Here is a 26,125-nt window from a genome sequence, read left to right on the forward strand (position 1 = left end):
TGAAAAACTTTCTAGTTCGCTCAATCCTTTTCCTTTAGCGATCGCTTGAATGAGTAACGAAACCTATCTCAATCATCCCACTTTCGGTCTATTATACAGAGTCTGTCTATTAGAAGAACATCAGGAATTATTTACCACTCTTTATGCCCAACGTCTTTTTTTTCTGGTGACGGTGGGGCCCAAAAAAGTCTCGTTCGATCCGATTAGTCGTTCCGATGCTCGTCTTTTAGTGGAAAACCGGCTGCGGAATTTGCGACGGCGCAGTAATATGCAAGAATTTAACAGTCTCAACCAAACTTATCAACAAACCTTTTCAGTCTAGTTCATGACGATCGCTAGTCGTATCGAGTCAATCCGTCTTACCCTACCCCCCTCCACGCGCCTGATTGCCGTCAGTAAACAGGTATCGAGCGATTATATCCGTCAAGCTTACCAAGCAGGAGTGAGAGATTTTGCTGAAAGTAAGCTACAGGAAGCAATCTCGAAGCAGCAAGAACTAAAAGACCTCCCAGATATTTCTTGGCACTTTATCGGGCATCTACAGGCAAATAAAGCCCGCAAAGTCCTAGAATCTTTTGATTTAATCCATTCCCTCGATAGTTTAAAATTAGCCCAAAGACTCGATCGCCTAGCGGCGGAATTAGAGATTAATCCCCAAGTTTTGCTACAGGTGAAAGTTGTCCCCGATCCCGATAAGTTCGGTTGGGACACGGACGAATTACTAGCAGATATTCCCGCTTTAGTCAACTGTAAACAGCTAAAAATTCAAGGTTTGATGACAATTCTACCCCAGGGATTATCCGCCGGGGAAAAGTTAGCCGCCTTTGAAAAAACCGGGGATTTAGCCCAAATAATCGAGAATAGCTCTAGTTTATGCCTGCCTCATCTATCCATGGGGATGTCTAACGATTATCCTCTCGCCATCAAGGCTGGAGCCACTTTGATCCGGGTGGGAACCAGCATCTTTGGCGATCGCATCTACTAAGCCATCTCCGTAAATTTACAGAAAAAACCCCTAGAAATTTTAATAATCGGTGACAATATATCTTAAAATTACAGCGTCTAGTCTAGAAACCGGTGGTTAGAAATGAGGAATTGACTTTTTCCCAATCCCTGAAAACTATCCCCTGATAACTGATAACTGAAAAGAGGGAACTAACCGCTGCCTCCAGACGACTAGAATGACGAACCCTTAACAAAATAGTTCCCCTGTACCAAGTAAGAGCAAAAGTTGTTAAAGGCCACTAAAATAACCCCGACTCTAGCCAAGACCACCTAAAAAATCTTTTGAAGGACACTTAGACTGTGAACAACATTTTTACCAAACTCAAAGATTTTGTCGGCATCTCCGAACAACCAGAAGACGAAGACGAAACCGACTACGAAGAAATGAACTGGGAAAAGTCTTCCCCCCAAGATAGGGATCAAAACGAAGAAGAAGATACCCTCAATCGTCGTCAACGCGAACCTTTAAATCTCAGTACAGCCACATCTATGGGACTCAACAGAAGCAACGTGATCGGTATGCCAGGTATTAACAACAATAATGCAGAAGTAGTCGTGATCGAGCCCCATTCCTTCGAGGAAATGCCCCAAGTTATCCAAACCCTGAGAGAACGCAAATCGGTGGTTTTAAACCTCAACGTCATGGATCCCGAAGAAGCACAAAGAGCCGTGGATTTTGTCGCCGGTGGCACTTACGCGATTGATGGTCATCAAGAACGCATCGGTGAGAGTATTTTCCTATTTACCCCCAGCTGCGTTAAAGTTAGCACCCTTTCCGGAACTATTCACGATATCACCGACAACCCGAAAATGGCTCGTCCCGTTTCCCCCGCACCTGCTTGGGGAGCCGAAAGCAGTCGATTAGCTCAATGAATCCTCCCATAGTCCTCTCGTTAAGTTTGTCGAAGCTAGAAATCGATCGATTCTCGAGAGGATGCGTTTTTTTGGGGGTAAGATATCTAAATCTGCCTTTTTTTCTTTTTACTTTTTACTTTAAATAATACTGTGTCTATTCGTTTAGGAATTATTGGTGGTGGAGTCATGGCCGAGGCCATTCTCAGCCGTTTATTAAAAAAAAATATTTATAGTCCCGAAACGGTGTTAGTCAGTGAACCCCAATCCCAACGGCGCAACTTTTGGGTTAATACCTACGGAGTACAAGTCAGTGAGGATAACCGGGAAGCCGCTAGAGCAACTGAGGTGTTAATCTTAGCGATAAAACCGCAAATTTTAGAGCCAGTAGTGAATAGTTTGCTGGGAATACCCGAAAAACCCTTGATTATCTCGATTTTAGCAGGAGTTACCCTCAATCGCTTAGAAATGGGCTTTCCCGATCGCCCCGTGATCCGGACGATGCCCAATACCCCGGCCACGGTGGGACAAGGGGTTACAGCGATCGCATCCGGTCGTCATGCGGAACCGGAACATCTGGCCGTAGCCAGAGATATTTTTGCGGCCGTCGGTTCGGTGGTGGAAGTTCCCGAAGCTTTGATGGACGCGGTAACGGGATTATCGGGATCGGGCCCGGCATTTGTGGCCTTGATGGTGGAAGCTTTAAGCGATGGTGGTGTGGCGGCCGGATTACCGCGAGCGATCGCGTCTCAATTGGCCCTAGAAACAGTTTTAGGGACGGCAACCCTATTAAAAGAATCGGCCATACATCCGGGAGAATTAAAGGATCGCGTCACTAGCCCCGGGGGAACCACGATTGCTGGGGTGAGACAATTAGAAAAAGGCTCTTTTCGATCGACTATTATCGAGGCAGTAGTGGCGGCCTATCATAGATCTAAAGATTTAGGGCGTAGTTCTGAAAAGTAATCTTTGTATCTTTTTTTACCCATAATTGATGTCTCGATCTGTGATAAGATACGCAGCAATTCTTGTCCAGAAAAAGTGTATGAATAAGAAATCTTATCGTTTTGATTTAATGGCATTAATTGCCATTGCAGTTTTTTTTCTAGGGATTGTTTTCTGGAAAGTCCCGCTTCATTATCCCTATATCCTTAATTTTGATGAAGCGGTGGCCCTGGTACTTGCCTACGTCACTAAACAAGGTTATCGTCTCTACGAACAAGTTTGGCACGATCATTTATCGGGTTTATCTCTTTTACTAAATGGTTGGTTAAGCGTGACAGGATTTACTATCCATGCGGCGCGCATTATGGTGCTTTCTTTGTCCACAATTATGTTAGGAATTTTTTATCTAATTCTGAGAGTTAATTGCGGAATATTAGCCTCTTGTTTATCGGTATTCATTCTCTCAACCTGTCTAGTTTATATTACCCTGTCAACGACAATGTTGCGGGAATTACCCTCACTTTTTTTTACAATTTTAAGTATTTTTATTATCTTTAAAGCCCTTCAATTCACGGGTAAGCTTAAGTATGGGCTGTATTTACTTAGTGCTATTGCTTTCGTTTTTTCCCTGCAAATTAAACTTTCAGGCATTACTATTATCCCAACTGTAGCTTTAATTATTTTTCTTAATCAACAGAATAGTTTTATTAAAAGAATCATTGATATTGTTATTTGGTCAGTCGCTGTCGTTTTAGTCTTTGTCTTGGGTTCCCTGACTATTTTTCCTTTTTCCTACGCAAATATCATTAAATCTCATGTCAGTGTTGCCTCTAGTTTCGGTGAAGAAAATCTCACCTTATTGACTCTCTTACAAAGCGCCCTACAACAGGAACCAATTTATCTAATCATGACAGTGATCGCTATTATAGCGATGGTTTTTACTCGCAACATAATACCACTTTTACCGCCCTTGGTTTGGTTAGGTTCTAATCTATTTAGATTTGCCACAGTCGCCCCAATTTGGCCTTATTATTATATCCATTTAATTATTCCTGCCGTTTGGATAATTGCCTTATTTGTCGAACAGTTAAAAATTACTGATAGCCTCGGGGAATTTCAGCAAAATCGCAAAATAACCAGAGTATTAATACTTAAAATGCTGATTTTTCTCTCCCTGTCTGGTCAATTTATCTTTAATACCTTAAGAATAATCACCAATCGTGATCCCTCAATTAATGCCTACGTTCAATTTAACAAAAGGTATAAACCTCTTTTAGCAGAAGCTGTGTTTGAAAAATTTAAAAACTCCGATAAACTTCTGTTAACCGATAATCCTCACTACATATATCAATATTTCTTGAAAACACCCCCAGAAACTGCTGTCATCACCAGAAAGAGATTTATCAATCAGAATCTTGATGGGGATTTTATCCTAGAAGTTATCGAAAAAAGACAGCCCGATTTGGTTTTTCTCTATCGATTTGAAAAGGAATTTCTGCAATCACCAAAACTCAAGGATTATTTAGAGAAAAATTATATCCAGTTTCCCGACAAGCAAGAAAAAGGAACTCTCTTTATCAGTCCGAAAACTTGGCAAGAATATAAAAGTAAGGCTAATTAGAAATTGTGGACGGGGACTATTAACGTTTTTTCTTTTTTACCGGTTTTTGAGCCACTTTTCGAGAACGTTTGTAGGCCGATCCGATCCAATCACTACAACTATGACTCATCGCCCCTAATTCTAAACCCAGGAAAATAGCGATCGCTACCCGGGGATACTGTTGCCATAATGCGATCGCTTGCTGCGGCCACAGTCGCCAATCCCAGTCTATACCCCAGAAACTTTGCAGGATCGGGATGATGATGATCGCCGCTAGTAAAAGAAAACTACCAAGATAAAATAACCGAAAGACTGTGCCGATCAATAAACCGTGGGATAACCAACCGCGATGACGGATCATGGAACGGTAGGGTAGCCACAACCAGCGTAGATAACCCCAACGTTTGTATTGTACTGAGTGGATGTCAAGATCTGGTCCAAACAGAAATCCGCTAAACAAATAACTGGCCAAGAGTAACAGAGTTAAGTTACCACTGCCACTGACCAAAAAACTCGCCCCCGCAATCGGTGGCAGCAGAATTAGGGTAATGCGATCGTGAGTTCGACCAGAGGGCATCGGAAAAAAATCAACTCGCTCAAAAAAATAATATACTTTTTTAAAAATATATGTTATGCTGAGAAAGTGCAAAAATGATTCGGGCGTTTAGCTCAGTGGTAGAGCGCCTGCCTTACAAGCAGGATGCCGTAAGTTCGACCCTTACAACGCCCATTTTTCTCAATCCTGACCTCGTCAAGCTTTCACTCCCGATCGCCGGTTTAGATTAAAACTATTGAGGGGAATTGCTGCGGGAAGGCAAAATTGGGACTAATTGCTAGTAAGCTAGTCAGTAGGTCCGAGGATTAATTGATTGCGGCACACCGGTTATATGGCCAATTGGAAATGTATTAAAAATTGTGGAGCTTGTTGTCAACTAAATCCCGATGAGCGTCCTGACTTAGAAGAATATCTGACTCCCGCACAATTAAGTCAATATCTCAGCATGGTGGGGGAAGAAGGTTGGTGTATATACTTCGATCGCCAAACCCGTCTCTGTACCATTTATGACCAGAGACCGGAATTTTGTCGTGTTCAACCGGATATTTTTGCCAAAATGTATCAAATTGAACCGAGAGAATTTGAGCAATTTGCGATCGATTGCTGTCATCAACACATTGAGGATCTTTATGGGGAAGATAGCCTAGAAATGAATATCTATCGTCAGCAAGTAGGCTAAGATTTATCCCTATCCCAGAAATAAGTGGTCTGGTTATTTTTCCTACCTTCTCGATGGCTAAACCAAAACGGTTCTTCGGTTTGTCTTATGCAACGTACAGGGTTATAAGCAATGAAACTCTTATAGAGAAAGACATTTGGCGATTTTTGTTAATTGTTTTCGATCTAGAGCGAACTAATCAATCAAATCTCTTGCCAGATAAGGATTTAGTCCATTTATGCCACCCTATCGAACCATACTAAGTAACGAAGAACCACCAAAACCAGTAAAATTACGGAATTGATTGTTTCCCTGTTGAGGAGAAGTCTATAGGAAACTCAAAACCTCTAGTAGAGGTGCAGAGTTTGAGTTCAGGACAGGGAAAAACTATCATGGAAAAACCAGAAAAACAGCGCCGCAGACGCGGGGTTGTCCTTACCCCCACAGGACTAGAAAAATTACTTACTGCCAAACAAGAAGCGGAATATCGGGATAATCGCGGTCATCGTTTCACCCTAGAAGTCCTCAGCGAGAAAACTCTTTTAGGGGTAGATACTCTGATGAAGGTATTTGCTTGTGAATCGGGAGTGGATAAACAAACCCTGAAACATTGTTTTCAAGCTTTTAATTTAACTCTAGAAAATAGCGATTATTATCGTCCTAGCTTGCCAGAAACTGATACTATTAATCCTCAACTATTGCCTGAGTTACCAGAGGGACAAGTACCCCTCGATTCCCCCTTTTATATCAACAGAAACAATCTAGAACAGACTTGTTATCAAGAGATATTGCGCGGGGGTAGTCTTATCCGGATTAACGCGGCCAGAAAAATGGGAAAAACTTCCCTGATGACTAGAATTATTAATTATGCACAACAACAGCAATACCATACGCTTTATTTCAGTTTTCGGTTAGCAGAAAGCTCAATTTTTCAAGATTTAAATCACTGGCTGCGTTGGCTTTGTGTTAGTATTAGTCGCCAGTTAGATTTAGACAATCATCTCCCACAGAATTGGGATGAATTCTTGGGGGGTAAAATTAACTGTAAAATCTATCTAGAAAAGCATATTCTCTCCCATCTCGATCGCCCTTTAGTGATTGCCTTTGATGATCTTGAATATCTTTTATCCTATCCACAGCTAAGGGAAGAATTTTTTAGTATTCTGCACCTCTGGCACGAGGAAGGCAAAAACAAACCCCTCTGGCAAAAATTACGTTTAATTGTTGCCTATTCCCCTGCACACGAGCTTGGTAAAACCTCAGATATCTATCAATCTCCTTTTAGTCTTGGCCTACCGATCGAATTGCCTAATTTTACCAGCGCACAAGTACGAGAATTAAGTCAAAGACAGGGATTAGATCAGAATTTTGACTACGAAAAATTACGGATATTTCTAGGGGGTAATCCCTATTTAATTCGTCTTGCTTGCTATCATATTGCTCGGGGTAATTGTACCCTAGAAACCATTTTAGCTACTTCGATCGAGCAGGAAAGTAATATTTTTGCAGACCATCTTAAACGGTTACTTTCGCATCTACAATACTTAAAAGGCAATTTAGCGGCTATCTTTGCTAAGGTGGTGATGGCAGAAAAAGACATAGAAATTGATTTAATGGCAGCTTTTCACCTAGAAAGTCTCGGACTGATTCACCGACAAGGTAAATTTTGCCGAGTGAGTTGTCCTCTCTACCGTCAATATTTTGGTGAATATTTCCGGCAACGTTCTGTTTTTTTGCCGCAAAAAACTTCTATCATCGCCCAAAAAATTCCGCTTGCTCACTTTGATACTTCCGAAAAAAGTTGCTATGCCATGTAGTTTATAGTCCTTAGGCGCTCGGCTAACAAAGCCTACGAGTGCTAAAATTATCACCATAAACATCCTCAACAAAAATCAACGATGTCATTATGAGGGAGTGATACTAAATACTGTTTAAAAGTATAGGAGAGTGGGAAGTGGGTTTTTAAAGTTACAGTGGAACAGGCTTCTAGTTCCTGTTTGATATTCAGGGACAATTAGTGATATTAGTACCTGGGGCGTGGATTGTTAATTTTATTTTTTTGACCGAATTACTAACCGCAAACACGCACTCTACCATCTACAATCATGGCTCTTCTCGACTTTGTGTGATAATTTTTGCTTATGGAATCGTGAAATGCTTATCGGGCAAGACTTTTAGGGCTATTTTGCGGAAGAAAGTATCAGTATAGACCTCGTTTCCACACAGAAACCAGAAGAGCCCAATCATTAGTGAGCGCACCGATTGATTAGGAGTCTAACCCATGAGCGGCCCCACCATCGAAACCGATTTAGGAAAAATCCTAGACCAGATTAATCAGAATCTTAAAGATACCAATCAGAAGCTAGACGCGCTCCAGAAAGATGTCACAGACATCAAGATTGTTCAAGTCAGATTCGAGGCCGAAGTCAAGGGAGACCTCAAGGTATTACAGGGAGAAGTCAACACCTTACAAGGTGATCTAAAAGAAATTAAAGGCTCCCAGAAGGCCGAAATTTGGGCATTAATTACCATCTTGGCAACAGCAGTTATCGGAACTGTCATCCGCTTTGTCATCACCGTTCCCCCTGTTAGCAACCCCTAGCTCCCACTGCCGTGGAACAGGCTTCCGGTTCCTGTGTTTGATATTCAGGTAGAATCAATGATATAATTGGTGCGTGGATTGTTAATTTTATTTTTTTGACCGAATTGGAAACCGCAAACACTCAACCTACAATCTCTGTATCTTCTGTGTCTGGAGTGGTTTTTCTTAATGAGCATCGCTCAAAACCAAACAATTCATAATTCAAGAGCGAGGTATTTATGGGTAAAGAAGAAGAACTACTTGAACAATGGCGAGAATTGACACCGGAAAAGCAACAAAAAGTTTTACAATTTGTTGAAACACTGAAATCTAAGTCAGAAACAACAGCACCACAATCTAATTTTATTCCCCAAACACCATTAAGCAAAAAGTTATGGGAAATCCGACAGCGGGCGATTGCGGCTGGATTGCAACTGCTCAATGAAAACGAAATAGAAAAAGAACTTGCTGCACGTCGAGGCGGATGCAGTGAGTCATAAGAAAGCCTACATAGACTCTGGCGTACTCATTACTGCTTTCCAAGGCATCCAATCAGCCAGTATCAAAGCCTATCAAATTCTAAACGATGAAAATCGGGAGTTTGCCTCAAGTCGATTTGTTCAGTTAGAAGTATTACCTAAAGCAACTTTTAACAAGCAACAAGAAGAAAGAGAATTTTACAAAACATTTTTTCTTGCTGTTACCTACTGGGCAACTGACTTAGAAAAAATTATCGAGGATGCTCATGAAATTGCTGGCACTTACGGTTTAGCGGCGATGGATGCACTTCATGTTGCTGCCGCATTCCAAATTGAAGCTGATGAACTAATCACCACCGAAAAGCCAACTAAACCAATGCACCGAGTCACGGAAATTCAGATTATTTCAATATAAGCCAAATCGTTAAAGAAGTTAGAGAAGAACTTTGGACAAATCTATGTATGGTATTTTTATTCTTAATCCTCAAGATTTTTAAAACCGCTATTTCCTTACTTAAATCTAACAAGCAATGCCAGCAATTCATGATTGATAATTCAAATTATATTCGCTAAATACCATTAAGCAAAAAGTTATAGTAAATCCGTTGGTAATCGCATTTTAAAGAGGTGATAGCGTTAACCTTCATCTCTCAATCAATACCCCCCCGCAGCAATCTTTCCCGTGGAACAGGCTTCTAGTTCCTGTGTTTTAGGAATAAAACTTTTCGTACTCATCATGATCGCCAATCCAAAACCAGGTCACTGTATCCCCTGACAGCACTCCCAAAGCTCGATGACTCTTCGTTACACGCACTGACCAAATATCTTCGTCGCTGTCAATACACTTAAAATGTAACGATGGATGAAACGGATTCTCCACCCATAACCGATATGCTTTCCTGGCTCCGGCTTTGACTGCTGGCTTCAAGTTGCGATACTTCTGCCAAAATGAAGGCAATGTTGCGGAATTCATAGCTGCTCATAATCCATCGGTGCGGACAATCCTGCCGCAATCTCTTCTTTGGCTTTTCGAGCTGCTACGACTAGATTATTCTTCGTCTGTTTAAAAGACTGATCCCATCGTTTTTCTTCTTCAATTTCTGCAATATAAGCTCGAACGTACTCTACTAACTGCTCTTGAAGCTCATCAGGCAGAGACTCAACCATCTTGATGATCGTGGTAATAGCAGGAGAGGGCATGGCATCTATCAGCGCAGTAGGTTTTCTCTATTCTACAACGTCCACCGCAAACCAAAAATGATATAATCGGTGCGTGGATTGTTAATTTTGGTTTTTTGACCAGATTTGTAACCGACTCAGGGAGCCTACACTCTTTCCTCTCATTTTCTCTTAATGATATCATCAATTTTTTTTAGGTACTTAATCAAGTTCCTCCAGATGATTTATGAGTATCCTCTACTGTCTCAATCCCGAATGTTCCCATCCTCAAAATCCGACTCATTATCGCTATTGTCAAGGATGTGGCGGAAATTTAAGCCAAAATACCCAATCATATTCTTTTCATAGCCGTTATCTCATTGTCGGGGTTTTAGGGGAAGGCGCATTCGGTAGAACTTATCAAGCCGAAGACTTGAATTTTAATCGAAAACCCTGCGTGATTAAAAAATTTATCGCTCAAATGCAGGGAGCGGCTCTGGAGAAGTCTCAGGAGTTATTTCAAAGAGAAGCAGAAAAATTAGACGAATTAAAACACGAACAAATTCCCCCTGTTTATGACTACTTCTCGGAAGGAAACTCTTTCTATTTAGTGCAAGAGTTTATTGAAGGAGAAACCCTACTTCAATATCCTGTAGTTGGGTTGAGGCACGAAACCCAACACAACCAACTTTTTTAACGTCAACCCAACTACTTAAAGGAGTAAAAACAATGACTAATATTGTGCTTAAAAGTGCTAGGGGTGTTAACTATTCTCGATTACAGCAACTCCTAGCAGCGGGAAACTGGAAAGAAGCAGACAAAGAAACACGTAAAGTCATGCTTCAGGTTGTCAGCAGGGAAAGCAAACGTGGATGGCTAAAGACAGAGGATATTGACAATTTCCCCTGTGAAGATTTGCAAACTATTGACCAACTCTGGCTACACTACAGTCAGGGTAAGTTTGGCTTCAGCGTCCAGAAAGAAATCTATGAGAGTCTCGGTGGCACGAGAGGGGATAATGGGGGATTGTTCGAAAATTTCCATCAAGAAGTCTGGAAAAATTTCGGCGATCTCGTCGGCTGGAGAAAAAGAGGAAAATGGTTGTCTTACAGGAACCTAACGTTTAATAATGCAGCCCCCAAAGCTCACTTCCCATTTTTATTTTATCGTTTCGTTGTTCCGCCGATTGGTATCGTGGCAATTTTGGTTTTTTGGGGTTTGTTTTGCTCGATTTTCTCGATCAGTGTGGGATTAACGTTGTGGCCGTTGTGGGTTTTTCTTTTTGGGTGGGCTTTTTTTTGGTTTGTGTTTTGGTTTGCGTTTTGGTATGTGGTTGGTATTTTTACTTGTTGGGTATTTGTGGTTATCTTGGTAGCGTCAGATGTTAATTGGCATAAGCCTAATTGTTTTATTCGGCTTATTCGGCGTATTAAACTTTTTGTCAACTGGGACTTTTTGCGTTCTCTTAAGGATGAGATCGGTTTCAGTTTGCTATATTCGATGTATTGTATTTACTCACTGATGGTTGTGGTTGCTGTGGTTATTGCTAGGCAGATAGGTACCAGTCTGGAGCCGCATTTATTCCCGCTGGCTTTGCAGTTATCGTTTCTTGAGATGTTTCTGCTCCGGTTCGGTCTCAATGGTGGCTTCCTGGGGGCTCTCTCCTCTCGCGCAAAGGATTGTAACTTAGGGAAAAGTAACGCTCCGGTGACATCTACACCCCTACCTAAAGTAGCGCCAACTCCACTGACAAACTTCACCGAAAAAATATCCAAGGGAATAACACTGGAGATGGTAGGCTTACCAGCAGGTCAATTTATCATGGGCTCTCCTGATAGTGATCGCGATGCTAAGCTAAACGGCTTTTACTTCGGATCACCGATATAGACTCCAAAAGGGTTATAGCTATTGGATCATGCAGGTTAAGCGCCGTTTAGCTTACAAGTTATGAAAAGCCTCAACACCCAGTTAAAATAAACAGTTTTGCGATCGGGAAATATCCGGTGACTCAGGCACAATATGAAGCGGTAATGGGAAACAATCCCTCTCTGTTTCAAAACAATCCCCAAAATCCGGTAGAAAAGGTTAGTTGGAATGATGCTCAAGCCTTTTGCCAAAAATTGAGTCAAATAACAGGAAAAACCTATCGCCTACCGACGGAAGCGGAATGGGAATATGCCTGTCGTGCGGGGACAACCACTCGCTATTATTTCGGTGATGATGCCAATCAGTTAGGAGATTACGCTTGGCATAACGGAAATTCTCAGGATAAAACTCATCCTGTGGGCCAGAAAAGGCCTAATGCTTGGGGACTGTATGACATGAGTGGCAATGTTTGGGAGTGGTGCGAGGACAATTGGCACGATAACTATATCGGAGCGCCAAAGGATGGCAGTGCTTGGCTGACAAATGATAATGATTATCAAATACTGCGGGGCGGTTCTTGGTACGACAATCCAAGTTACTGCCGTTCCGCTTTCCGCTTCAACTACAACCGCCGCGACTACTTCAGCTTCTTCCTCGGTTTTCGGGTGGTGTGCGGTGCTGGGAGGACTCTGTAACCCTTATTCTCTTTTTACCCTTTTTTACCCTTTTTTACTTTTTTCAATTTTTCTCTTTTTCCCGCCTAGCGGCGGGTCGATTTTTTTGAAAAAATTGAGGTAGTAATCTGTGGTTTGTAGGGTGCGTGTTTGCGCGTATTTAAAGGAAATTTGTTAATAATTAAGGCTCTTCGGTTTGTCTTATGCAACGGACAGGATTATAAGAGATGAAACCCTTATATAGAAAGATATTTGGCGATTTTTGTCAATTATTTTTGATCTAGAGCGAACTAATGGATTAAATCTCTTGCCAGATAAGGATTTAGTCGATTTATGCCCCCCTATCGAACCATACCAAGTAACGAAGAGCCATAATTAAACTATGATCGCGCCGTAACGCACCATCTTAAGAAAATTGGTGCGTTACGCTATTACTAACGCACCCGACAAAAGCTTTATATGGTATGATACCAGAGTTAACCTTGATCTCTCAATCAATATCCCCCCGTAGCAATCTCTCCCTAGTAACAGGCTTCTAGTTCCTGTTTGATATTCAGGTAGAATGAATGATATAATTGGTGCGTGGGGCGTGGGGGTTGGTTATCCTTCTCTCAAAGCTTTTAACCTGTAGAATATAACGATCTCAGGTTTTTTGTCAAGTCTAATTTTAGGGGTTTTGCTCATGTAAACATCAGCTTTTCAGGAACTTGATACCTAATACCTCGCTTTATCAATAAACAATAATTTGAGAAAATGAACCAAAAAACTTACCAACTAACCTTAAACTTTAACCAGATTTTAGATTTGGTTAAACAACTCCCAGAAAGTGACAAAATACAACTCAGTAAAGAACTCGAAAAAGAAACTTTAAATCAAAAATTAACCCAACTTTTAGAAACCTTTAAAACTGATGAGCTTTCCCTAGAGACAATTACCGAAGAAGTGGAGGAAGTTAGGGCTAAAATTTATGGACAACAAGCCACCGATTAAAGTTATTATTGATACTAACCTTTGGATTAGCTTTCTTATTGGTAAACAGTTAGCCAGTTTAAAATATCTACTGATTGAAAAAACTCTTGTGCCGATTTTTTCTCCACAGCTACTTAATGAAATTAACCTTGTTACCAAAAGACCAAAATTACAAAAGCATTTTCCAAAAAGTAAAGTTCAAGAATTACTTGAACTTTTAAGCATAATTGGGTTATGTATTGAGACTAAATCAAAAATTAATATCTGTAGAGACGCTAAAGATAACTACCTTTTAGCCTTAGCCAAAGATAGTCAAGCTGATTTTTTAATTACAGGCGATCAAGATTTATTGATTTTGCAACAATTTGGAATAACTAAAATTGTTACTTATCAACAATTTTTAGTAATCTGTAGATTGGGTTGAGGAACGAAACCCAACCTAGGATAAGATTGGTTTGATTACAATGATGAACAGCTTATCTCCCTACATCATCGCAGCCAATTTTCTACGGTTAATCTCTGAACTCTCAGCATATCTGAGTCATCAGAAATGAGGATGAGATTATGGCTAATAGCTGTTGATGCAATGAGAATATCAGCCATTTGTATTGGGGTTCCTTTGCGCCTTAAATCAGCAGAAATTGCTGCAGCTTCATGGACAATTTCCATTGTATCTAATAACAATACTCTTAAATCAGTGCGGCACAAATCCTGAAATCTTGCTAACTTATTCGTTGCTTTAACTGCTAATAACCCAGCCTCAGTTTCTAAATAGGTAATACAGCTTATAAAAACATCATTTCCTTGTAGTCTTACTTCACTTAATTTCTCAACAACTACTTAGTTGTCTTTGAGAATAGCTGTGACAATGTTAGTATCGAGTAGATAACCCACGACTATTTAATATTTTTGTCTAAAACTTGCGATCACTGCGTCAAACTCTGCCATTTGTTCCGAAGTTAAATCCTTCAGCATTCCCGCCATTGCTTGTACTCCCAAAACTTGCCTAATTTTCTGATTTAGATTTTCATCGGACATCATTTCTAATTCTGAAGAAGAAAAATTTTGGCTTAGTAACTTCATTAAATACTCAACCATTTCCTCTCTATTTAAATCTTCTAATAAGCTCTCATTCTTGATAAAATAATCAATAATTGAGGCGACGCAATGAACGAGCCTAGCCTGAATTTTATCCTCGACCAGATCTGATTGAATAGAGAGTTGAGACATCTTTTCCTCCTTAAGACTGGTGTAGTGAGTTTTTTAGTTATTATAACAATTTTCTCTCGCACTGCTAAATCGGCACTCGCATCGATACTGTCACTACTAGGGAGTGATACCATCGTTAATCTTCATCTCTCAACCAATACCCCCCGCAGCAATCTTTGTCAATCTGGTAATCACCATTTAATTGATGCCTGTAATATGTTGTAAAATCGTATCTAATTTTTGGTTAATCTCATCACGAAACTCTTCAAAATTCGATTGAAGCCGATCAACTTTATCTTCAAGATGATCAATTTCCTCATAGACTCGATCAAAACTCCGGTTTAGCTCTCTTCCTGTCACTTGGGTATCTTCCAGACGCTCCAGTCGCTGATTAAGACTGCTCAATTGACGCTCCACTTCATAATTTTTATCGTCCGGTTCCTGAGCTTGTGCCATAGGGAAAATCGTTGAATGAGAATGTCTTAACTCAATTATATGTTAACTATTGACTAAATAAAGGATTCTACTTCTCTTAAATCAGCTTGTAGGGTGCGTGTTTGCGCGTATTTAAAGGAAATTTGTTAATAATTAAATTATTATCGCGCCGTAACGCATTATCTTAAGAAAATTGGTGCGTTACGCTATCACTAACGCACCCTACAAGATAGGCGATTGCACTTACTCATCAATGCCCCAATTGTAAAACAATCTTAGATAGGGATCATAATGCAGCAATAAATATTCTTAAAAAAGGGTTGCAATATTTGGGAAATCATCTCAACGGTACTGTTGGGGAAACAGAAACCGACCCAAACGCCTTGGGAGAGTCCGGCAAGAAAGATTTTCAGTGGAGACATTGAGAATCTAAGCCGTCTCGTTGAACAAGGAATTTCTAACAGCGATGGGTCAAGAATCCCCCGTCACAGCGTAGCTTGACGGTGGGAGTATGTCAATAAGTCGCACATCTGTGCTTCCCACACGATTAACTTGGTTTCAGACAAACTTTACTGGAATTTGGTTTGGCTGTTTCGAGTCTGACCATGAAATCCAGGATCATCCATTGACAATGCTGACTCGATTCTATCCCGGTGGTTTTTTCCCGCTGCATGGACATCCTGGTGGTGAAGATATTTTGGTGCTTGAAGGCAATTTTGTAGATGAAACAGGAGTCGGACGTAGAGCCAAAAAAGACAGGCATTGAGCCTGTCTAAAAAACAAACCAAATTCCCTATCAGCTGACCACAAATAAGGAGTTTTTTGCGTCAAATTTCCAAGCAATACCATCGGGATCTCTGATGCGACTCCAATCGGCAAATTCTGCTTCCGATTTATTTTTTTTGTTTCTACCCAAAACGGCTGGGGTAACTCCTAAACGTTTAGCCAAATCCGCCAAACTCATCGACGAGATGGTTTCAGATACAGTGGTTAGAGATTCTTCCCTAACTTCTGATTCTGATTGGGATAAAGAACTGTCAGGACTGTTCAAACTAGGATTAATTATCTCCTCCGGTTCTTGAATTACCGTTTCTTGAACAGTGATCGCTGCGGTATTTTCTTCCTCTTTTTCCTCAAATAATTTACCTAAATTAGTCAGAGGTTGGGAGGAGGAAATAACAGGAACCTCCGGGACAGAATTTTCGCTCTTCTCGGCGACAATCAGGGGGGATTTAGCCTCCTGCGATTGCTCTAAATTGGTCCGAGGGAATCTCGAGGCAGTAATCGCAGGAATTTGTTTTTCCCCTATTTCTTCTAAAGAGGGGTCACTCTCATCAAAAATACTACCCAAGGTACTGGCGGTGATAAAGTAATAGGCCATACCCTTATCGCCTACAGCTTTTTTTTGCGCCCCAAATTCCTCAGCTTTTTTGTCTAAAAATTGTCTGGCTAATTTGGCCGTGAGATTGGCTTTTGCCGATAGGTCAATCGGGGTGAGACAACCTTGATTGTCCTGTAAAAGTTGATTGAAATAGGGGTTAATCACCGTCGATAATTTTGACCAGCGATAGTCTTGCCACACCTTGACTGCAAGAGTTAAGAAGAAGACAAGTAGGAGCAATGGCCAAGCGGTAAAAACAAGGATGATTAGCACCGCTAGGGGAATGATGAGGACGAGAAACCCCGCCGTTTGACGATCGATAATTTTTCCAGTCATAATTTCATAAGCTGCCACAATTAAAATTCTTAATGGCTAGTTTGACTATCTCCTGCCATAAGTGTATATGACCAGTTTAGGCTTTATTGGTCACGCCGGTTAGTTCTAGTCGTTCAAACATGGCAAATCTTGCTTTCAGGGCCAGAGAATCATCAAGTTTTGCTAAAAAAATGGCTTTTTGATACTTTTGTTCTAAAGCTTTTGTGATTAACCAATCGGCTAAAAAGGGATTTTTGGGTAGTAGGGGACCGTGAGCATAGGTGGCGATCGCATTGTGGTAAAATGCTCCTTCATAACCGTCCTCTCCGTTATTTCCGTAACCGGTAATCACCTTTCCTAAGGGAGAAACGGTCTGTAAATAGGTACGACCCCCGTGATTTTCAAAGCCAATTACTAGCGGTTTTTCCCCGGTCATAGCTTTAATTTCCTCCGCTAAGGGGGAGGCAGTAATTTCAAAAACTACGTTACCGATACAGCGTTTTGCATCCGGTCCGGGATGTTTACTTACTAGGTCTAATAATCCTAATCCTTCGATTCTTTGACCGAAAGCTGGTTCGTAATAATGTCCTAATAATTGTGGGGAACCACAGGTAAAAACTCCCGGTATTCCTGCCGATAATTGTTCTTTCATCGCCGCTGCTTTTGCCCCTTGTAAATCGCGCATAACGATCTCCTGCTGCCGATCCTGCGCCCCACCCCCAACAATTATATCTACTTGATAAAATGTCTCGGCTTCTGTTTGAGCATCTAGGGGAATAATTGTCACAGCAATATCACGCCATTGACATCTTCTTTGGATAGTAATAACATTACCTCGATCGCCGTAGGTACTCATTAATGTCGGATATAACCAGCCGATTTTTAGTTCTAGTTCTTGCATAATTTTTTAGGGGATTAGGGAATGGGGGATAGGGGATGGGGGATAGGGGATGGGGGAAATTCAACTAACACCCCAACACCTAACACCAATCTTCACTCTTTTCTAACTTCTACAAAATCTTTCGTCCCGTGAGAATCTCTCGTACTTCTAACATAGCAGAATAGGTAGGTAAAATATGTAAAGTTTCCTCATTTTTGGTGTTATTAATCGCAATTTGGATCGCTTTTTTTAGCTCGGATTCAACAATTAAATTAACTGGATAACTGAGACTATCCTGACTATATTGTAAGCGTAAAGCCATGTCATAAAGTCGATCGCCTGTCACTACTAAAGTTGTTCCCAAACGGGTTAATTTTTCCGTATCCACATCCCAAATCCAAGAAACATCCGTACCGTCGGGGATGCGATCATTGAGAACCAAGAGAGTAGTAGAAGACTTTTCTTTCTGTAAAATATCAGCCACTGCGCGAATTGTTTCATTCATACCCACGGGATTTTTAGACAGTAAAATTCTAACTTTTTTACCCTCAATTTCTAATTCTTCCGCTCGACCAAAAGCCGCTTTAAAACCCTGAACTGTCTCAAAAATTTCTCGATCTTTAATCCCTAATTCCTGGGCTACTAAACCCGCCGCTAAAGTATTATATTTATTATAAACACCGATTAAAATCTGCGGCCAATCCTGACTATGAAAAGCAGGATTACTCTTTTTAAAGCCGCAACTAGGACAACTAAAATCCCCTAAATGGGAGAGATAAACCCCGCGATAATCCAAAGAAGCACCACATTTAGGACAGTAAATAGAATCGACAGCGTGGGGAATTTCTTCTAGATATAATTCTGGCTCACTTAAGCCAAAATATACAACTCGTTGGGGCAGTTGTTGACCCAAATGGGAAAGGGTCGGATCATCAGCATTGAGAATCACTAAAGTATTGGTGGGTAGGGGAGATATGGCTCCTTGCCAACGGCGACTAATTGTATCTACTTCCCCATAGCGATCGAGTTGATCGCGAAACAAATTTAGAGCTAAAATAGCGCGAGGACGACAATCTTTTAAAACCAAAGGGAGAATATTTTCATCCACTTCTAAAATGGCATAATCAGCCTTTAAAGTGCCGAATAAATTGGCATCGGCTAATAAAGCAGTGATTAAACCATTAATTAAATTCGCCCCGGTGGTATTATGGGTGACTTTTGCCCCCTGACGCTCTAGAATAGTTCTTAGCAGTAGGGAAGTGGTAGTTTTTCCATTCGTGCCAACCACCAGGATTACCCCCCGTCGGACTTGCCCACAGAGTAGCGGTAACAAACGGGGATGGAGACGACGGGCAATTTCCCCTGGCAAGACGCTGGCAGCCCCTAAACGGAGTCCTTTAACCAGAGCAGTAACGGTTTTAGCCACCGCTACGGCTATCCCTAAACGGATGCGATCAAACAATTGCATGAACTGAGATTCTCAAAGCTGTTTCGTGATTTTACCGCTAAAAGAAGACGGGTTAACAGGGTAAGTTCCCTAATTAGTCTCGCAGTTGGGGTAAATCTCAGTTTATTCTGGCTTTTTTTCTCCCCTAACAAGTTTTTTAATTGTAGTTCTGATCGGAAATTTTCTGCGTAATTCACTATAATTAATTGTTGATTTTTCCTGAATCATAAACAGGAAAGCTTCTTGTGTAGAATTGTATTTTTGAGGATAGCGAGGACTGCTAGGGTGAATGGCGATTAAATTATAAAAATAAGAACCTTGGTTAAGAGAATGGAGGCGACGTAGATCGCTAGTGAGAAAAGGCGCAGGAGCGAAATAACGAAAGAAATGGTAACCAAATTCCGCTAAAAATTCTTGCAATTGCTCAATTTTAAATCCATATTTTTCGTAATGGGGCAAACAAACTTCAATATATAACATGGGGTGATACTTTTTTAAGGTCTTCCTAGCTCCCTGAAGAACTTTAATCTCCATTCCTTCCACATCTATTTTAATAAAATCACATTGTTTCAGATGCAAATTATTTTCTATCCAAAAATCTAAGGTTGTGGAAGTAAATAGTTCTCCCTCCACCTCTGATGATTCAATAAAGCGTGTAGCTCCCATGTTTTTGGGGGCTTTTTTTATAGAAAATTTTTTTTGAGTATCACTAATAACATCAGTTTGTACTTGTACTAAATGTGAAACATTATTCAATCGCAGGTTTTCCAAGAGAATTTCATGAGTTTCTGAACAAGGCTCAAAGGCAAATACTCGGCCTTCAGGGGATGATAAACGGGCTGCCAAAGTTGAAAAAGTGCCAATATTGGCACCAATATCAAAGCAAACATCCCCCGGATGAATCATTTTATCGTCGATTCCAGGATAGGCACTCGCCAAATCTCGCAGATTTTCCAATAAATTAGATGTCTTCGGGTCGAGACAATAAAATTTACCTTCAGGTGTATTAACCAGCTTTAAATTATCATTCATAAACTCAGCCTTGAAATATTTGAAAACATCATATTACGCTTCGAGAATTTTGTCAATATTTAAAGCCAATAGATTTCCAGAAAATGTAGCATCTGAGTTAAGTTTTAGCCACTTGACTACAGGGAAGTATTCTTACAGCAGTTATCTTAATAGTAGAGTACGAAATTTTCTTTTTGGGGAGTCAGCAGACTGGAGAGTGGAGACGATGCCAAATATACGTTACACTTCACCTTTATGAGAAACGCTTAATCAAAGTGATTGCCACTGCCATCAAATACAAAAAGCCTTTATCTGCCCCAGGGGTTCGTCTTTGAAAAAGACAGCCTATAATTATAGGTAAGTTTTGCGCCGATTCTACCGCACACGACATTTTAGGGCTAGAGCTTATGGGTTTATTGACAAGATTGGGGATTTCACTGGGATTACTCGCCCTAGGCGGTACTGTGGGGGTGCTAGGAAATCAGTATTTAAGCAGAAAAGCACCCCTAGAGGTAAATAAACCGCCGGCAATCCTCCCCGCTTCCCTCTCTCTCCCTGTTATTCCCCAAAACGACGGCAATGTTAATTTTATCGCCCAGGCCGTGCAGAAAGTCGGGCCGGCGGTGGTGCGGATTGACTCGGCCCGGGAAGTGGCCGACCAAATTCCCGAAGAATTTAAACAGCCCTTTTTTCGGCGCTTTTTTGGTAATGAAGTGCCGATTCCCAGGGAGCATTTGGAACGGGGAACCGGTTCTGGGTTTATAATCAGTACAGATGGGCTACTTTTAACTAATGCCCATGTGGTGGAAGGGACAACCCAAGTAAAAGTGACTTTGAAAAACGGTCAAACCTATCAGGGTAAAGTCCTGGGGGTTGACAATATGACCGATGTGGCCCTGGTGAAAATCGAGGCGGAAAATTTACCGAAGGTGACTTTTGGCAAGGCCGAAACTTTAATCCCCGGGGAGTGGGCGATCGCTATTGGCAATCCCCTAGGCTTAGATAATACGGTTACGGTGGGCATTATTAGTGCCTTGGGCCGGACTAGCAGCGAAGTCGGGGTTCCCGATAAACGAGTCCGTTTTATTCAAACCGATGCCGCTATTAACCCCGGCAATTCCGGCGGCCCGTTGCTAAACGCCAAGGGGGAAGTTATCGGCATTAATACGGCAATTCGGGCCGATGCTCAGGGTTTAGGGTTTGCTATTCCCATCGAAACCGCCCAAAAAGTGGCGGGACAGCTATCTAGCAAGGGTAAAGCGGAACATCCCTACATCGGTATCCACATGGTGACGCTAACCCCAGAATTACGGCAGCAATTGAACGAAACTAAAGAATTAAACTTTAATATTGACCAAAATGAAGGGGTAATCGTCCTGCGAGTGGTGGAAAATTCCCCCGCCCAAAAAGCCGGAATGCAAGCGGGTGATATCATCGAAACTGTGGCAGGAAATCCCGTTAAAACCGCCGCCGATGTGCAGCAAGGTGTAGAAACCAGTGCGATCGGTGGTAATCTGGAAATCGAGATTAACCGCAGGGGTAAACAACAAACTCTCACCGTTCAACCGGGGGTTTTTCCCAGCAAAACTAGCGATTAACAATACCGCTCGGTCAAGGGGCGACCCCTTACCCTACACTGGGAGGAGAGAAAATAGCAGCGGAGCGATCGAAATTGAGGCAGCGGTTACACTTAAAACTATCAATTGGGCACGGGGCTGCCCTCCTAATCGGTTTGCTGGGATTAACGGCCTGTCAACCGCCTGATCCGCCGACAATTTCGCCGACAGAATCGCCTAAAATTGAAGAAACTGGCCGCTTAATTCTCAATAATGCCACGTTAGAACAGGCTAACCCCTCCGGACAACCCCTCTGGAAAATTCAAGTCAAAAAAGCTACCTACACCCAAGACCAAAAAATTGCCCGTCTGGAAAATATCAAGGGTAATATCTATCAAGATGGGAAAGTAGTTTTACAGGTTAGTGCTGACCGCGGTGAAGTTTACAAGGAAGGCCAGGAAATTCTCCTCAAAGATAATATTGTGGCTGTAGATCCCCGCAATAAGGCCATTATTAACGCGCCTGAATTGCGTTGGCTACCCAAGGAAGGTATTTTAATCTCCCCCAAAGGGATCAAAGGTAGTCATCTACAACTAGAAGCCAAGGCGCGCCAAGGACTCTACCACACGCGCCAAGAAAAACTAGAATTACAAGGTCAAGTGGTGGCTACCGCCAAGGAATCCCGTGTTGTCCTGCAAACCGAGCGCCTGTACTGGGAAATTCCTCAACAGGTCATTAGTACCGATCAAAAAGTCGCTTTTGATCGCTATATTAATAAAACTATTATCGATCGCCTTACTGCTATCGGCGGTCGTTGGGAAAGAAAAAATAATCAGGTTATCCTACAAGAAAACCTCGAATATCGCTCTTTAGAACCACCTTTACAGATTTCTGGTTCTCAGGCAATTTGGAACTATCAAAATCGTACCCTAACGTCCGATCGCCCCACGGAAATTTTTCAATATCAAGATCAAATCACTATTACCGGTAATCGTGTGGTGGTGGAATTAGGCAATCGTATCGCTTATCTCAAGGATGGGGTTAAGGGGATTAATCAGAAAACTGGAGCGCAATTGTATAGTCAGATCTTAACTTGGAAAATGTCGGAAAAAATTGTCGAGGCCGAGGGGAATATTATCTATGAACAACAGGAACCAAAATTTAATCTCACTGGCGATAAAGCGATCGGCACTTTAGAAGATAATAACATTGTTGTTAGTAGTAGTTCCCCCGATCGAGTTGTCACCGAGATTTATCCCCGTTAACAGGGAAAATTAGCCAAAAAAAACTCTCCCCAAAAAAGGGAGAGGGGGGGTAAATATTTAAAAGCTTACCATTTGAGCAGATTAAACTGTTCCATATCGATCGTGTCGCGGTTACGATAGATAGTAAGGATAATCGCTAAACCCACGGCTGCCTCGGCTGCCGCTACGGTAATCACGAAAATAGTAAAGATTTGGCCTCTGATATTAGCGGGGTCAAGATAGTTGGAAAAACCCATTAAGTTAATGTTAACGGAATTGAGCATCAATTCGATCGACATTAAAACCCGGACAGCATTGCGACTGGTGACTAAACCGTAAATTCCGATACAAAACAAAGCCGCCGCTAATAACAAATAATACTCTAACTGAATCTGCATGATACCTCTTTCTTTGGTCTTATTTAGGGGCGGTTAATTCTCTGGGTCGTTCGGGTAATGTTAAAGCTGTGGCCGTAGGTTCTTCAGCTTTCAGGGTGGGGATAAGGTCACGACGAGCTAAAATAATTGCTCCGACCATGGCCATTAATAATAGCACAGAAGCTAATTCAAAGGGTAGCAGGAAATCACTAAAGAAATGCTTACCGATTTCTACTAAAGTATTAGTCACTACTGCGGGAGAAGTGCTAGAAATTGACCAAGGCGTGATTAAAACCATGGTCGATAACAGTACAAATAAACCCACACAAACTAAAGCAGTAGATGCCCGACGAATCCAACGTTTAGGAATATCAGAAAAGTCTTCTTGCTTGTTAACAAGCATAATGGCAAAGAGAATTAAAACGTTAATTGCGCCCACATAAATTAGAATTTGTGCCGCCGCTACAAAGTCAGCATTTAGTAAGAGATATAAACCCGAAATGCTGATAAAAACACCGCCCAATAAAAAGGCGGAATAAACGATATTAGATAATAGTACCACGCCTAAAGCAGTCCCGATTACCAGGGCCGCTAAAATGCCAAAAGATACTATTTGAACGCCCTCGGCTAAATTCACAGTAGTTTCATCTCCTTTTATGTTTGAGAGTTATTAATTATTAGTTATCAGTCAGGGATTAGGTGATGGAGTGGTCACTGCGTGCGCGTTGCGGGGGGGATTGGGGAGAAAAAGCTATCTCGGAGTCTCCTAACTGCTAATTAATCAGTAATTTCTTCTGGACGTTTACCGGCGCGTTGACTACCGGCGGGTAAATCGTGGGGTTCGATGACACCTTTAGGTAGATAACCTAATTCCCTCAGAGGTGTCACCATCGGGTCTTGGGTGACTTTGTAGGGTAAACGGCCTAGGGCGACGTTATCATAGTTTAATTCATGACGATCATAGGTCGCTAGTTCGTATTCTTCGGTCATCGATAGGCAATTAGTCGGACAGTATTCCACACAATTACCGCAGAAAATACAGACCCCAAAATCGATACTGTAGTGTTTGAGTTCTTTCTTTTTAATTTCCTTGTTAAAAGTCCAATCTACTACTGGTAAATTAATCGGACAAACTCGCACACAAACTTCACAAGCGATACATTTATCGAACTCAAAGTGAATTCTACCCCGATAACGTTCCGAGGGAATTAACTTTTCGTAGGGATATTGGACGGTAATCGGACGACGACGCATATGATCAAAGGTAACGGATAAACCTTCGCCGATGTATTTCGCCGCTTGAATGCTACCTTTGGCGTAATCGCTGACTTGTTTGAGGATGTTAAACATGATGGTCAGAGGTATAGTGGGTTAACAGGGCAAAAACGGAAATTAACCGCCAAAAGCAAAGGGAAAAGCTAGTTTTAGGGCGGCGGTAAGTAGTAGGTTAACTAAAGATACCGGTAGGAGGAATTTCCAGCCTAAATCGAGTAATTGGTCAATGCGAACCCGGGGTACGGTCCAACGCAAGAGAATAGCGATGAAGATGAGAAAATAGGCTTTTAATACTGTCATCGTAATCCCTAGGGAAGCGGTGATAATTTGTAGCCAAGGATTGGTTTCACTAACTCCCAACCAGCCGGCCAAAGCATTGACGGGGATAGGAAATTCCCAACCACCAAGATAGAGGACGGCGAAAACTAGGGCCGATAGCACGAGGTTAACGTAGGAACCCACATAAAAAAGAGCGAATTTCATCCCCGCGTATTCGGTTTGATAACCGGCGACCAATTCCTCCTCCGCTTCCGGTAAATCGAAAGGCAGACGTTCACACTCAGCTAAAGCGGCAATCCAGAAAATCAGAAAACCCACCGGTTGGCGCCAGATATTCCAGCCTAAAATGCCATAACCGGATTGTTGTTCGACAATATCAATGGTACTGAGACTATTAGACATCATCACGATCGCTAATACCGATAAAGCCAAGGGAATTTCATAACTAATCGATTGCGCCGCCGCCCGCAGGCCTCCCAGCAAGGAATACTTATTATTCGAGGCATAACCCGCCATTAATAAGCCAATGGGGGCAATACTGGATAAGGAAATCCATAAAAAGATACCCACGTTTAGGTCGGTAATCACCAGATTTTGACCGAAGGGGACGATGAGATAGGAGACAAACACCGGCATCACCACCAAAATTGGCCCAAAGAGGAATAACCAAGGGTCAGCCTTAGCGGGGACGACATCTTCTTTAAAGACTAATTTCAGACCGTCGGCGACCGGTTGTAAAACGCCTAAGGGTCCTGCGTATTCCGGTCCGATACGCTGTTGGACGGCGGCGGAAATTTTCCTTTCTAACCAGACGCAGACTAAAACCCCCACTGTGGCGGCGATAATCATCAGGAACATGGGTAAAGGCATCCAAATCGCTTTAGCCAGTCCTCCACTTAATCCCAAGTCTGTTAGGGATTTAATGAAACTTTCTTGTAAATCTATGCCTTGATTCATATTTGGCGATCGCTGTACTGTCGATAGTTCGGCATGGTCTGAAGATTTTTAAGCAAATCTTATAGCCTAGTATACAGTTAGTCGGTCTGAGGGTTATCAGTAAAGTGACAAAGGCTTCAACTCATTAGCAGCCAAGAGAGTCAAGCAATCTTGATTCCCCCGCCGAGAATAGCTATTAGTCAATAGTTAGACTCTGAATCTATCAATGTTCTCATCTGTTTCTTAGCGCCGAAAACCTCGGCTAGTGACCAATTATTCACAGGAAAAAAGTGTAGATAGGGTTTGCTGAATAAATCTAAAAACCTTATCCAACAAGGTTTTTAGACTTTTTTTCCCTCAAAAAGTGCCGACCCTTGGAGTGATTGGGGGGAAAATTCAGGGACTTTTTCCCTGAAAATTAGGTAATTGACCACCTG

At 41.7% G+C, this 26,125-nt stretch carries 29 protein-coding genes, 1 tRNA gene and 4 pseudogenes; 20 read left to right on the forward strand and 14 right to left on the reverse strand.

Annotation, left to right across the window (positions count from 1 at the left end):
* Positions 1–49 precede the first annotated feature (49 nt).
* From pipX to IM322_RS09910, 5 genes are all read left to right on the forward strand, one after another.
* Complete coding sequence (gene pipX / locus IM322_RS09890; protein ID WP_002796317.1) at positions 50–322, forward strand: transcriptional coactivator PipX; 273 nt, start codon at positions 50–52, stop codon at positions 320–322.
* A gap of 3 nt (positions 323–325) precedes the next feature.
* A complete protein-coding gene (locus IM322_RS09895; RefSeq protein WP_287075768.1) occupies positions 326–985 on the forward strand; it encodes a YggS family pyridoxal phosphate-dependent enzyme in 660 nt (219 codons plus the stop codon).
* 320 nt (positions 986–1,305) lie between these two features.
* Complete coding sequence (locus tag IM322_RS09900; RefSeq protein WP_287075766.1) at positions 1,306–1,878, forward strand: cell division protein SepF; 573 nt, start codon at positions 1,306–1,308, stop codon at positions 1,876–1,878.
* Between the two features lie 132 nt (positions 1,879–2,010).
* On the forward strand, positions 2,011–2,823 hold the full coding sequence (gene proC / locus IM322_RS09905) for a pyrroline-5-carboxylate reductase (RefSeq protein ID WP_287673781.1): 813 nt from the start codon (positions 2,011–2,013) through the stop codon (positions 2,821–2,823).
* 79 nt (positions 2,824–2,902) lie between these two features.
* Positions 2,903–4,423: an ArnT family glycosyltransferase gene (locus IM322_RS09910; RefSeq protein ID WP_287673783.1), complete on the forward strand. Its 1,521-nt coding sequence runs from the start codon at positions 2,903–2,905 to the stop codon at positions 4,421–4,423.
* Between the two features lie 19 nt (positions 4,424–4,442).
* Here the strand turns inward: IM322_RS09910 and IM322_RS09915 are convergent, their stop codons facing one another.
* Positions 4,443–4,979, reverse strand: coding sequence for a metal-binding protein (locus IM322_RS09915; RefSeq protein WP_046662393.1), 537 nt, complete (start codon positions 4,977–4,979; stop codon positions 4,443–4,445).
* A gap of 81 nt (positions 4,980–5,060) precedes the next feature.
* Here IM322_RS09915 and IM322_RS09920 point away from each other — a divergent pair.
* From IM322_RS09920 to IM322_RS09945, 6 genes are all read left to right on the forward strand, one after another.
* Positions 5,061–5,132, forward strand: a tRNA-Val gene (locus IM322_RS09920).
* Between the two features lie 157 nt (positions 5,133–5,289).
* Positions 5,290–5,637: a YkgJ family cysteine cluster protein gene (locus IM322_RS09925; protein ID WP_287673804.1), complete on the forward strand. Its 348-nt coding sequence runs from the start codon at positions 5,290–5,292 to the stop codon at positions 5,635–5,637.
* Between the two features lie 371 nt (positions 5,638–6,008).
* Positions 6,009–7,433, forward strand: coding sequence for an AAA-like domain-containing protein (locus tag IM322_RS09930; RefSeq protein ID WP_287673785.1), 1,425 nt, complete (start codon positions 6,009–6,011; stop codon positions 7,431–7,433).
* 464 nt (positions 7,434–7,897) lie between these two features.
* Positions 7,898–8,218 carry a hypothetical protein gene (locus IM322_RS09935; protein WP_287673786.1) on the forward strand — a complete coding sequence of 107 codons (321 nt, stop codon included), beginning with the start codon at positions 7,898–7,900 and terminating at the stop codon, positions 8,216–8,218.
* 218 nt (positions 8,219–8,436) lie between these two features.
* Positions 8,437–8,697 (forward strand): hypothetical protein, encoded by a 261-nt coding sequence (locus IM322_RS09940; RefSeq protein ID WP_287673787.1) that lies wholly within the window; start codon positions 8,437–8,439, stop codon positions 8,695–8,697.
* Positions 8,687–9,091, forward strand: a complete 405-nt coding sequence (locus IM322_RS09945; RefSeq protein WP_287673789.1) for a type II toxin-antitoxin system VapC family toxin — start codon at positions 8,687–8,689, stop codon at positions 9,089–9,091. Before IM322_RS09940 ends, IM322_RS09945 begins: the two co-directional genes overlap by 11 nt.
* Positions 9,092–9,385: 294 nt before the next feature.
* On the opposite strand, the gene IM322_RS09950 is transcribed toward IM322_RS09945, so the two are convergent.
* Complete coding sequence (locus tag IM322_RS09950; RefSeq protein WP_286826189.1) at positions 9,386–9,649, reverse strand: ParE family toxin-like protein; 264 nt, start codon at positions 9,647–9,649, stop codon at positions 9,386–9,388.
* On the reverse strand, positions 9,646–9,876 hold the full coding sequence (locus IM322_RS09955; protein WP_287673791.1) for a hypothetical protein: 231 nt from the start codon (positions 9,874–9,876) through the stop codon (positions 9,646–9,648). The genes IM322_RS09950 and IM322_RS09955 overlap by 4 nt, the downstream gene beginning before the upstream one ends.
* Before the next feature lie 205 nt (positions 9,877–10,081).
* On the opposite strand from IM322_RS09955, the gene IM322_RS09960 reads away from it, so the two are divergent.
* The 5 genes and pseudogenes from IM322_RS09960 to IM322_RS09980 all read left to right on the forward strand — a co-directional run bounded on the left by IM322_RS09960 (position 10,082) and on the right by IM322_RS09980 (position 13,767).
* Complete coding sequence (locus IM322_RS09960) at positions 10,082–10,531, forward strand: serine/threonine protein kinase (RefSeq protein WP_287673793.1); 450 nt, start codon at positions 10,082–10,084, stop codon at positions 10,529–10,531.
* Between the two features lie 32 nt (positions 10,532–10,563).
* Positions 10,564–10,980, forward strand: a pseudogene (locus tag IM322_RS09965) (GUN4 domain-containing protein); the annotation flags it as partial.
* Between the two features lie 603 nt (positions 10,981–11,583).
* A pseudogene (locus tag IM322_RS09970) lies at positions 11,584–12,395 on the forward strand (formylglycine-generating enzyme family protein); the annotation flags it as partial.
* Positions 12,396–13,127: 732 nt separating this feature from the next.
* Positions 13,128–13,364, forward strand: coding sequence for a type II toxin-antitoxin system VapB15 family antitoxin (gene vap15, locus IM322_RS09975; protein WP_287673794.1), 237 nt, complete (start codon positions 13,128–13,130; stop codon positions 13,362–13,364).
* On the forward strand, positions 13,342–13,767 hold the full coding sequence (locus IM322_RS09980) for a putative toxin-antitoxin system toxin component, PIN family (protein WP_286826182.1): 426 nt from the start codon (positions 13,342–13,344) through the stop codon (positions 13,765–13,767). The genes vap15 and IM322_RS09980 overlap by 23 nt, the downstream gene beginning before the upstream one ends.
* 65 nt (positions 13,768–13,832) lie before the next feature.
* Here the strand turns inward: IM322_RS09980 and IM322_RS09985 are convergent.
* From IM322_RS09985 to IM322_RS09995, 3 genes and pseudogenes are all read right to left on the reverse strand, one after another.
* A pseudogene (locus tag IM322_RS09985) lies at positions 13,833–14,135 on the reverse strand (PIN domain-containing protein); the annotation flags it as partial.
* A gap of 108 nt (positions 14,136–14,243) precedes the next feature.
* Positions 14,244–14,573: a hypothetical protein gene (locus IM322_RS09990; RefSeq protein WP_287673796.1), complete on the reverse strand. Its 330-nt coding sequence runs from the start codon at positions 14,571–14,573 to the stop codon at positions 14,244–14,246.
* A 177-nt stretch (positions 14,574–14,750) separates the two neighbouring features.
* Complete coding sequence (locus IM322_RS09995; RefSeq protein ID WP_287673797.1) at positions 14,751–15,008, reverse strand: hypothetical protein; 258 nt, start codon at positions 15,006–15,008, stop codon at positions 14,751–14,753.
* Positions 15,009–15,232: 224 nt separating this feature from the next.
* Between IM322_RS09995 and IM322_RS10000 the strand changes: the two are divergent.
* Together IM322_RS10000 and IM322_RS10005 are read left to right on the forward strand one after the other, a co-directional pair.
* A pseudogene (locus IM322_RS10000) lies at positions 15,233–15,488 on the forward strand (zinc ribbon domain-containing protein); the annotation flags it as partial.
* Between the two features lie 31 nt (positions 15,489–15,519).
* The gene (locus IM322_RS10005) at positions 15,520–15,753 is read left to right on the forward strand and encodes a cupin domain-containing protein (RefSeq protein ID WP_287713186.1); all 234 of its coding nucleotides are present in this window, start codon (positions 15,520–15,522) and stop codon (positions 15,751–15,753) included.
* A gap of 30 nt (positions 15,754–15,783) precedes the next feature.
* On the opposite strand, the gene IM322_RS10010 is transcribed toward IM322_RS10005, so the two are convergent.
* From IM322_RS10010 to IM322_RS10025, 4 genes are all read right to left on the reverse strand, one after another.
* Positions 15,784–16,704: a hypothetical protein gene (locus IM322_RS10010; protein WP_353737504.1), complete on the reverse strand. Its 921-nt coding sequence runs from the start codon at positions 16,702–16,704 to the stop codon at positions 15,784–15,786.
* Positions 16,705–16,780: 76 nt separating this feature from the next.
* Positions 16,781–17,584, reverse strand: a complete 804-nt coding sequence (locus tag IM322_RS10015) for a type 1 glutamine amidotransferase (protein WP_286826179.1) — start codon at positions 17,582–17,584, stop codon at positions 16,781–16,783.
* Positions 17,585–17,693: 109 nt separating this feature from the next.
* Positions 17,694–19,031, reverse strand: coding sequence for a Mur ligase family protein (locus IM322_RS10020; RefSeq protein ID WP_287673800.1), 1,338 nt, complete (start codon positions 19,029–19,031; stop codon positions 17,694–17,696).
* A 102-nt stretch (positions 19,032–19,133) separates the two neighbouring features.
* Entirely contained in the window at positions 19,134–20,042 is a 909-nt protein-coding gene (locus IM322_RS10025; RefSeq protein ID WP_287673801.1) for an FkbM family methyltransferase, read from the reverse strand.
* A 386-nt stretch (positions 20,043–20,428) separates the two neighbouring features.
* Here IM322_RS10025 and IM322_RS10030 point away from each other — a divergent pair, with 386 nt between their 5' ends.
* A complete protein-coding gene (locus tag IM322_RS10030) occupies positions 20,429–21,619 on the forward strand; it encodes an HhoA/HhoB/HtrA family serine endopeptidase (protein ID WP_287673802.1) in 1,191 nt (396 codons plus the stop codon).
* Positions 21,620–21,693: 74 nt separating this feature from the next.
* Complete coding sequence (lptC, locus tag IM322_RS10035) at positions 21,694–22,842, forward strand: LPS export ABC transporter periplasmic protein LptC (protein WP_287673803.1); 1,149 nt, start codon at positions 21,694–21,696, stop codon at positions 22,840–22,842.
* Between the two features lie 65 nt (positions 22,843–22,907).
* Here lptC and nuoK read toward each other — a convergent pair whose 3' ends face one another.
* From nuoK to nuoH, 4 genes are all read right to left on the reverse strand, one after another.
* The gene (gene nuoK, locus IM322_RS10040; protein ID WP_197533180.1) at positions 22,908–23,213 is read right to left on the reverse strand and encodes an NADH-quinone oxidoreductase subunit NuoK; all 306 of its coding nucleotides are present in this window, start codon (positions 23,211–23,213) and stop codon (positions 22,908–22,910) included.
* A 25-nt stretch (positions 23,214–23,238) separates the two neighbouring features.
* On the reverse strand, positions 23,239–23,835 hold the full coding sequence (locus IM322_RS10045) for an NADH-quinone oxidoreductase subunit J (RefSeq protein WP_002762100.1): 597 nt from the start codon (positions 23,833–23,835) through the stop codon (positions 23,239–23,241).
* Positions 23,836–23,975: 140 nt separating this feature from the next.
* On the reverse strand, positions 23,976–24,548 hold the full coding sequence (ndhI, locus tag IM322_RS10050) for an NAD(P)H-quinone oxidoreductase subunit I (RefSeq protein ID WP_002733194.1): 573 nt from the start codon (positions 24,546–24,548) through the stop codon (positions 23,976–23,978).
* A gap of 42 nt (positions 24,549–24,590) precedes the next feature.
* Positions 24,591–25,709 carry an NADH-quinone oxidoreductase subunit NuoH gene (nuoH, locus tag IM322_RS10055; RefSeq protein WP_016514317.1) on the reverse strand — a complete coding sequence of 373 codons (1,119 nt, stop codon included), beginning with the start codon at positions 25,707–25,709 and terminating at the stop codon, positions 24,591–24,593.
* Between the last annotated feature and the right edge of the window lie 416 nt (positions 25,710–26,125).

This window comes from Microcystis sp. M109S1 (assembly GCF_020247025.1).
GTDB lineage: Bacteria > Cyanobacteriota > Cyanobacteriia > Cyanobacteriales > Microcystaceae > Microcystis.

Coding starts and splice junctions, on each gene's coding strand:
- IM322_RS09925 (WP_287673804.1), top strand. CDS start 5,290: ATGGCCAATTGGAAATGTATTAAAAATTGTGGAGCTTGTTGTCAACTA.
- IM322_RS09995 (WP_287673797.1), bottom strand. CDS start 15,008: ATGGCACAAGCTCAGGAACCGGACGATAAAAATTATGAAGTGGAGCGT.
- nuoH (WP_016514317.1), bottom strand. CDS start 25,709: ATGAATCAAGGCATAGATTTACAAGAAAGTTTCATTAAATCCCTAACA.
- IM322_RS09910 (WP_287673783.1), top strand. CDS start 2,903: ATGAATAAGAAATCTTATCGTTTTGATTTAATGGCATTAATTGCCATT.
- IM322_RS09915 (WP_046662393.1), bottom strand. CDS start 4,979: ATGCCCTCTGGTCGAACTCACGATCGCATTACCCTAATTCTGCTGCCA.
- IM322_RS10020 (WP_287673800.1), bottom strand. CDS start 19,031: ATGCAATTGTTTGATCGCATCCGTTTAGGGATAGCCGTAGCGGTGGCT.
- IM322_RS10025 (WP_287673801.1), bottom strand. CDS start 20,042: ATGAATGATAATTTAAAGCTGGTTAATACACCTGAAGGTAAATTTTAT.
- vap15 (WP_287673794.1), top strand. CDS start 13,128: ATGAACCAAAAAACTTACCAACTAACCTTAAACTTTAACCAGATTTTA.
- IM322_RS09930 (WP_287673785.1), top strand. CDS start 6,009: ATGGAAAAACCAGAAAAACAGCGCCGCAGACGCGGGGTTGTCCTTACC.
- IM322_RS10010 (WP_353737504.1), bottom strand. CDS start 16,704: ATGACTGGAAAAATTATCGATCGTCAAACGGCGGGGTTTCTCGTCCTC.
- IM322_RS09935 (WP_287673786.1), top strand. CDS start 7,898: ATGAGCGGCCCCACCATCGAAACCGATTTAGGAAAAATCCTAGACCAG.
- IM322_RS10015 (WP_286826179.1), bottom strand. CDS start 17,584: ATGCAAGAACTAGAACTAAAAATCGGCTGGTTATATCCGACATTAATG.
- IM322_RS09940 (WP_287673787.1), top strand. CDS start 8,437: ATGGGTAAAGAAGAAGAACTACTTGAACAATGGCGAGAATTGACACCG.
- IM322_RS09960 (WP_287673793.1), top strand. CDS start 10,082: ATGAGTATCCTCTACTGTCTCAATCCCGAATGTTCCCATCCTCAAAAT.
- IM322_RS09950 (WP_286826189.1), bottom strand. CDS start 9,649: ATGAATTCCGCAACATTGCCTTCATTTTGGCAGAAGTATCGCAACTTG.
- ndhI (WP_002733194.1), bottom strand. CDS start 24,548: ATGTTTAACATCCTCAAACAAGTCAGCGATTACGCCAAAGGTAGCATT.
- IM322_RS09955 (WP_287673791.1), bottom strand. CDS start 9,876: ATGCCCTCTCCTGCTATTACCACGATCATCAAGATGGTTGAGTCTCTG.
- IM322_RS09980 (WP_286826182.1), top strand. CDS start 13,342: ATGGACAACAAGCCACCGATTAAAGTTATTATTGATACTAACCTTTGG.
- IM322_RS09895 (WP_287075768.1), top strand. CDS start 326: ATGACGATCGCTAGTCGTATCGAGTCAATCCGTCTTACCCTACCCCCC.
- IM322_RS09990 (WP_287673796.1), bottom strand. CDS start 14,573: ATGTCTCAACTCTCTATTCAATCAGATCTGGTCGAGGATAAAATTCAG.
- pipX (WP_002796317.1), top strand. CDS start 50: ATGAGTAACGAAACCTATCTCAATCATCCCACTTTCGGTCTATTATAC.
- IM322_RS10030 (WP_287673802.1), top strand. CDS start 20,429: ATGGGTTTATTGACAAGATTGGGGATTTCACTGGGATTACTCGCCCTA.